This is a genomic window from Streptomyces lucensis JCM 4490 (assembly GCF_014650035.1).
GTDB lineage: Bacteria > Actinomycetota > Actinomycetes > Streptomycetales > Streptomycetaceae > Streptomyces > Streptomyces lucensis.
Genome location: NZ_BMUE01000024.1, coordinates 63,993 through 70,022, shown reverse-complemented (window position 1 = coordinate 70,022; position 6,030 = coordinate 63,993). Strand labels below are relative to the sequence as shown.

Sequence of the window (6,030 nt, the reverse complement as noted above, 5' to 3'; positions counted from 1 at the left end):
CCCACATCTCCTCCACGGCCATCGAGGGCGGCACCGCCCACCCCGAACTCAAGCTGCTGGCGTCGAGCTGACGTGCCGCCGGCCCCGCCGTGCTGACGATCCACACCGACTCCCGGGGGCACGCCCTCGCCGTCCGGGGCGACTCGATCGCGGACGCCGGCTCCCTGGAGGAGCTGCTCGCCGCGCACCCGCACGCGCGCGTGCGCGAGTGGCCCGGCATCCTCACGCCCGGACTGGTCAACCCCCACGGCACGGAGCTGCTGGAGGAGGCGTACCACCCGGATCCGCGGGAGGCCGGTGAACTGGGCACCGAGCCCCTGACCGGGGACGCGTACGCCGCACTCGCGCTCGACGACGTCCGCCGGGGCGCGAGCGCACGGCGCGGGGCGCAGCGCATGCTGGCGCACGGCACGGTCGCGGTGGCCTGCGAACCGCTGCGCGACCGCGCCGTCCTGGACGCCGTGCGGCGCACCGGACTGGACATCGTGGACCGGCGGGAGCGGCCCGGCGGCACCCCCTCCCTGGACCCGTACGCCTCCGGTCCGCCCGTGCGGTTCCTGCCCGTGCCCGTGCGCGGCTCGGCCGCCCGCTTCGCCGTCTTCGACGTCCCCGACGAGGCGGAGCTGGCGCGGCGCGGGTCCGGCACCTGCGTGGCGACGGTCGTGTCCGGCCGGCTGGTGTACCGCCGCCGCTGACCGCCCGGGCGGAGCGGCCCCGCCGGCTCCGTCCACCCCGTCCTGCCGCGCGGCCGGTTGGCGGACGCCACGGCGCGCGGGAAGCCGAGGCTCCTGCCGTGAGGGCGTGCTGCAACAATGGGCGGGTGACTCGCGCCTCCCTGAACAAGCAGCCGCACGAGGTCGCCTCGATGTTCGACGACGTGGCGGAACGGTACGACCTGACGAACGACGTGCTGTCGCTCGGCCAGGACCGGCGCTGGCGCAAGGAGGTGGCCAGGGCGGTCGACGCCCGCCCGGCGCAGAAGATCCTCGACCTGGCCGCGGGCACGGCGACCTCCTCACTGCCCTTCGCGCGGGCGGGCGCCTACGTCGTCCCCTGCGACTTCTCCCTCGGCATGCTCCGGGTCGGCAAGCGCCGGCACCCCTGGCTGCCGGTCACCGCGGGAGACGCGACGAGGCTGCCCTTCAGGGACGACACCTTCGACGCGGTGACCATCTCCTTCGGGCTGCGCAACGTGCAGGACACGGACGCGGCGCTGCGGGAGATGCACCGGGTCACCCGGCCCGGCGGGCGCGTCGTCATCTGCGAGTTCTCGCACCCGACCTGGGCGCCCTTCAGGACCGTCTACACCGAGTACCTGATGCGGGCGCTGCCGCCGGTGGCGCGCGCGGTGTCCTCGAACCCGGACGCGTACGTGTACCTCGCCGAGTCCATCCGCGCCTGGCCGGACCAGCCGGCCCTCGCCGAACGGCTGGGCCGGGCGGGCTGGTCGAAGGTGGCGTGGCGCAACCTCACCGGCGGCGTGGTCACCCTCCACCGCGGCTTCAAGGAGAGCTGAGCCGTCAGGAGGGCCGGGTGCGGGCGGCCCGGCCGGTCTCTCACCGGTCGATCATCGCGAAGGCGCCGGCGTCTCAGCGGTCGATCATCGCGAAGGCGTCGCCGGGCTCGCCCAGCTCCCGCTGGAGCCCGCCGCCGGGCGGCCGCGGCACGCGTGGCTCGCGCACGCCCCCGCCGCCCTCGCCCTCGCCGAAGTCGAACCACACGTACACCATCGAGTCCGGCGGCACCTCGGCACCGGGCTGCGGGTACTGGCGCACCACGTAGTCGACGACCGTGCGGTGGAAGTCCGGACGGTCCGGCGCGTTGAGGAACAGGCCCCGCGCCCGGGCGGTTTCGCGCGCGTCCATGGCCATCAGACCGACCAGCCGCGGCACGCGCACTTCGGGTGTCTTGGGTGTTATACGCACAGATGTCACCCCCAGCGGTACTGGAAGGGTAGCTCCGGCGTGCTCCACCCGGAAGGCGTTGGTGTCTTTCTGTGACAGACGACTACCGAGAGTCACTGAGAGAGAGGCGGAAGCAGAGCGCCGGCTGCCTCAGCCCGGGGTGCTCGTAGGTCTCCGCCGGGCGCATGCCGAGCCGCCGGGTCACCGCGATCGACCGCTCGTTGCCGGGCCGGACCACCGCCACCACACCCGGCACCCCGGCCGCCCGTACCCGTCTGACGGTCTCCTGGGCCGCCACGGTGGCGTACCCCCTGCCCCAGTACGCCCGGCCGAGCCGCCAGCCGATCTCCGTCTCGCCGACGGGACCCCAGTCGGGCCGCCACGGCTGGGCGCCGGTGAACCCGATGACCTCGTCCGACTCGTCCAGCAGCGTCCACAGGCAGAAGCCCAGTTCCGCGTCGTGCCGCCGCTGGCGCGCGGTGAGCTCCTCGTAGACCGACAGCGCCGACGGCCTGCCGCCGTAGAACTCCATGACCTCCGGGTCGGCGAAGACCCGGTGCCAGGCGACCGCGTCCTCGTGCGTGGGAACGCGCAGCCGTACCGCGGGGAGGGGTCGGTTCACGGGGCAGCCCTTCAGCCGGGTGATCAATTCTGCTGAATAGACTGCCCATGTCCAGTGCCGGTCGGCACGCAGATTTCGAACCTTGGGGAGATCCCGCCGTGACCGAGCCCCTCTCCGACCACACCGCCGATGTGATCGTCGTGGGCGCGGGGCCAGCCGGCTCCACGACCGCGTACCACCTCGCCAAGGCCGGCCTCGACGTCCTCCTCCTGGAGAAGACCGAGTTCCCGCGCGAGAAGGTCTGCGGTGACGGCCTCACCCCGCGCGCGGTCAAGCAGCTCGTCGCCATGGGCATCGACATCTCCGAGGAGGCCGGCTGGCTGCGCAACAGGGGCCTGCGCATCATCGGCGGCGGTGTCCGGCTCCAGCTGGACTGGCCGGAACTCGCCTCCTTCCCCGACTACGGACTGGTCCGCAAGCGCGACGACTTCGACGAGCAGCTCGCCCGCAACGCCCAGAAGGCCGGCGCCCGCCTGTACGAGCGCTGCAACGTGAGCGGGCCGGTCGTCGACGAGCGCACCGGCCGCATCACCGGCGTGACCGCCAAGCTCGGCGAGGAGAAGCGCGAGGTCACCTTCCGTGCGCCGCTCGTCGTCGCCGCCGACGGCAACTCCACCCGCCTGTCCCTCGCGATGGGCCTGCACCGCCGTGAGGACCGCCCCATGGGCGTCGCGGTGCGCACATACTTCACCTCGCCCCGCCACGACGACGACTACCTGGAGTCCTGGCTGGAGCTGTGGGACCGGCGCGGCCCCCAGGACCGCCTGCTGCCCGGCTACGGCTGGATCTTCGGCATGGGCGACGGCACCTCCAACGTCGGCCTCGGCGTGCTCAACACCTCCGCATCCTTCAAGGAGCTGGACTGGCGCGAGATCCTCAAGGCCTGGTGCGCGTCCATGCCGGAGGACTGGGGCTACACCCCCGAGAACATGACCGGCCCGATCCGCGGCGCCGCGCTGCCCATGGCCTTCAACCGCCAGCCGCACTACACGCGCGGGCTGCTCCTCGTCGGTGACGCCGGCGGCCTGGTGAACCCCTTCAACGGCGAGGGCATCGCCTACGCGATGGAGTCCGGCCAGATCGCCGCCGACGTCATCGTGCAGGCCCACGCGCGGGCGACACCCGCCCAGCGCGAGATCGCCCTGCAGCGCTACCCGCGCGTCCTGAAGGACACCTACGGCGGCTACTACACCCTCGGCCGCGCCTTCGTGAAGCTCATCGGCAACCCGAAGGTCATGCAGATCGCCGCCCAGCGCGGCCTCACGCACCCGGTGCTCATGAAGTTCACCCTGAAGCTGCTGGCCAACCTCACCGACCCCACGGGCGGCGACGCGATGGACCGCATCATCAACGGCCTGAGCAAGGTGGCGCCGAAGGCCTGAGCGGCAGAACCGAAAGGCCGGCTCGGGTGCGAGCCGGCCTCATTCGTGCCATACGGGAACACCGGCGCCCAGAAGGCCGCAGTCCGGGTCGAACCGGACGAACCGTCAACACCGGCAGGGCCGCGGCCTCCGAGAGGCTGCGGCCCTGTGCGCGTGAGTGGTGCGGGGTGCGCTCAGAGCACCCGCACGGCGCCGGTGGGCGGGTCGTAGGACAGCGGCTTCTCCTGGACGCCGCTGGAGGGGTTCTGGGCGCCGACGAACATGCCGTCGCCGACGTACACCGCCACGTGGTACGCGCTGCCCGCGCTGCCCCAGTACAGGATGTCGCCCGGCTGCAGGTTGCTCAGCGAGACCTGGGTGCCGGCGGTCGACTGGTCCTGGGAGACGCGCGGCAGGCTGATGCCGACCTGCTTGAAGGCCGTCTGCACCAGGCCGGAGCAGTCGTAGGCCGAGGGGCCGGTCGCGCCGGAGACGTAGGCCTTGCCGACCTGCGCCTTGACGAAGCTGACGATGGCGGCGGCCGAACCGGTGGCCGTGGAGCCGCCGGTGGAGGTGGAGGTGGACGTGGAGCCGCCGGTGGAGGTGGAGGTGTCGCCGCCCGCCGTGGTGGAGAGCGTGGTGCGCTGCGCGCTGCGGGTGGCGCGCGCGGCGGCCTCCTTGCGGGCGGCCTCCTCGGCCTTCTTCTTGGCCTCCGCCGCCTTCTTCTTGGCGTCGGCGAGGTCCGCCTTGGCCTGCTTCGCGGCCTTTGCGGCGGCCGCGTCGCGCTCGGCCTGGAGCTGGTAGTTCGCGGCGGCCTGCTGGGTGGCGTCCGCGGACTGGACCGCCAGGTCGGCCGTCAGGGTGGGCAGTTCGAGGGTCTGCGTCACCGGCTCGGCAGCGTTCGCCGAACCGGATGCCCCGGCGACTGCCAGGGTGCCGAGGACGCCACCGGCAACTCCGGCCCGCATCGCGAGGGTCGACGCGCTGCGGCGGGGCTTCCGGTGGCTGCGTATGTGAGCGGTGTGGGACATGGGAACAACCGGTACCAGGGGCTCCTTCATATCTTCAAGAAACGTGTGCTGCGCCACAATTGCTCAATCGGGGCCTCGAACCCCGGGCGTGTCGCTCTTTATTGACGCCGTAACGGACATAGCGGACGTCCGCGATCAAGCCCTTGATCACGGTCTTTGATCATTAAGTCCGAATTGCTCCCCGCCTACCACTGGTTGGCATCGTTGGCCAAGCCTGGTTCTCATGGATCTCTCATCGATGTGGCGGAGGTCACGGAACGGTCTCCGGAAGCGAGGCGTCCCCCGCGCATGGTGCTCGTGAACGCGTGCACGCACTCGGGCCCGCGTCCACATCCCGCCCCGACGTCCCTCTCATGTGTGAACGCGGCCCACTACCAAGGTGGCGCGCCCAACGCGAATTTGCATGCAGCGGAAGTCTCTTGATATGGAGACGCGCCTTCTGGCCTGCGGTGACGAGCGAGAATGTCACTTCTGGTGATCAACTGAACGCTTCGCGCACGAAGATCACCCATCATCCGACTTCATGATCCTTCGTCAGGTGGTGGAGATCACAAAGCTTGTGGAATACCCCGTGTCGCAGATCACAGAGCGGCAGGCATAAGATGCGAGGCAGTTGGGCTTGTGACCTGCTTCACATGTTCTCGATCTTCGCTCGGGACGACCGGGGTTCGTGGGACCGGTGAGACGGGTGTGAGTCCAGTGCAACCGCCAGCAGTCAGTGCCGACTGAGAGGAGCGAGGAGCGGTGAACGCGTATGCGCCCATCCTCGTACTGGGAGCCCTCGGGGCAGGCTTTGCGATCTTCTCCGTGGTCATGGCCACGCTGATCGGTCCGAAGCGGTACAACCGCGCCAAGCTCGAGGCCTACGAGTGCGGTATCGAGCCGACCCCCACGCCGGCCGGCGGCGGGCGCTTCCCCATCAAGTACTACCTGACGGCGATGCTCTTCATCGTCTTCGACATCGAGATCGTCTTCCTCTACCCCTGGGCCGTCACCTTCGACGCCCTGGGGATCTTCGGGCTCGTGGAGATGCTGCTCTTCGTGCTCACCGTCTTCGTCGCGTACGCGTACGTATGGCGGCGCGGCGGCCTGGAATGGGACTGAGGGGCCAA

At 70.8% G+C, this 6,030-nt stretch carries 7 protein-coding genes; 4 read left to right on the top strand and 3 right to left on the bottom strand.

Features of this window, described 5'->3' with window-relative positions; all coding sequences use genetic code 11:
* Positions 1-89 precede the first annotated feature (89 nt).
* Complete coding sequence (locus IE177_RS33115) at positions 90-695, top strand: imidazolonepropionase-like domain-containing protein (protein WP_190019175.1); 606 nt, start codon at positions 90-92, stop codon at positions 693-695.
* Between the two features lie 125 nt (positions 696-820).
* Positions 821-1,516 carry a demethylmenaquinone methyltransferase gene (locus IE177_RS33110; RefSeq protein WP_190019174.1) on the top strand — a complete coding sequence of 232 codons (696 nt, stop codon included), beginning with the start codon at positions 821-823 and terminating at the stop codon, positions 1,514-1,516.
* A gap of 73 nt (positions 1,517-1,589) precedes the next feature.
* Here IE177_RS33110 and IE177_RS33105 read toward each other — a convergent pair whose 3' ends face one another.
* Both IE177_RS33105 and IE177_RS33100 read right to left on the bottom strand, forming a co-directional pair.
* Entirely contained in the window at positions 1,590-1,898 is a 309-nt protein-coding gene (locus IE177_RS33105) for a PASTA domain-containing protein (RefSeq protein ID WP_190019178.1), read from the bottom strand.
* A 109-nt stretch (positions 1,899-2,007) separates the two neighbouring features.
* Positions 2,008-2,526 (bottom strand): GNAT family N-acetyltransferase, encoded by a 519-nt coding sequence (locus IE177_RS33100; protein WP_190019173.1) that lies wholly within the window; start codon positions 2,524-2,526, stop codon positions 2,008-2,010.
* A 47-nt stretch (positions 2,527-2,573) separates the two neighbouring features.
* On the opposite strand from IE177_RS33100, the gene IE177_RS33095 reads away from it, so the two are divergent.
* Positions 2,574-3,908 (top strand): geranylgeranyl reductase family protein, encoded by a 1,335-nt coding sequence (locus IE177_RS33095; protein WP_190019172.1) that lies wholly within the window; start codon positions 2,574-2,576, stop codon positions 3,906-3,908.
* A gap of 173 nt (positions 3,909-4,081) precedes the next feature.
* Here IE177_RS33095 and IE177_RS33090 read toward each other — a convergent pair whose 3' ends face one another.
* Complete coding sequence (locus tag IE177_RS33090) at positions 4,082-4,918, bottom strand: C40 family peptidase (RefSeq protein ID WP_190019171.1); 837 nt, start codon at positions 4,916-4,918, stop codon at positions 4,082-4,084.
* Between the two features lie 744 nt (positions 4,919-5,662).
* Between IE177_RS33090 and IE177_RS33085 the strand changes: the two genes are divergently transcribed.
* The gene (locus IE177_RS33085) at positions 5,663-6,022 is read left to right on the top strand and encodes an NADH-quinone oxidoreductase subunit A (RefSeq protein WP_003992243.1); all 360 of its coding nucleotides are present in this window, start codon (positions 5,663-5,665) and stop codon (positions 6,020-6,022) included.
* Positions 6,023-6,030 lie beyond the last annotated feature (8 nt).

Coding starts and splice junctions, on each gene's coding strand:
- IE177_RS33095 (WP_190019172.1), top strand. CDS start 2,574: ATGTCCAGTGCCGGTCGGCACGCAGATTTCGAACCTTGGGGAGATCCC.
- IE177_RS33090 (WP_190019171.1), bottom strand. CDS start 4,918: ATGTCCCACACCGCTCACATACGCAGCCACCGGAAGCCCCGCCGCAGC.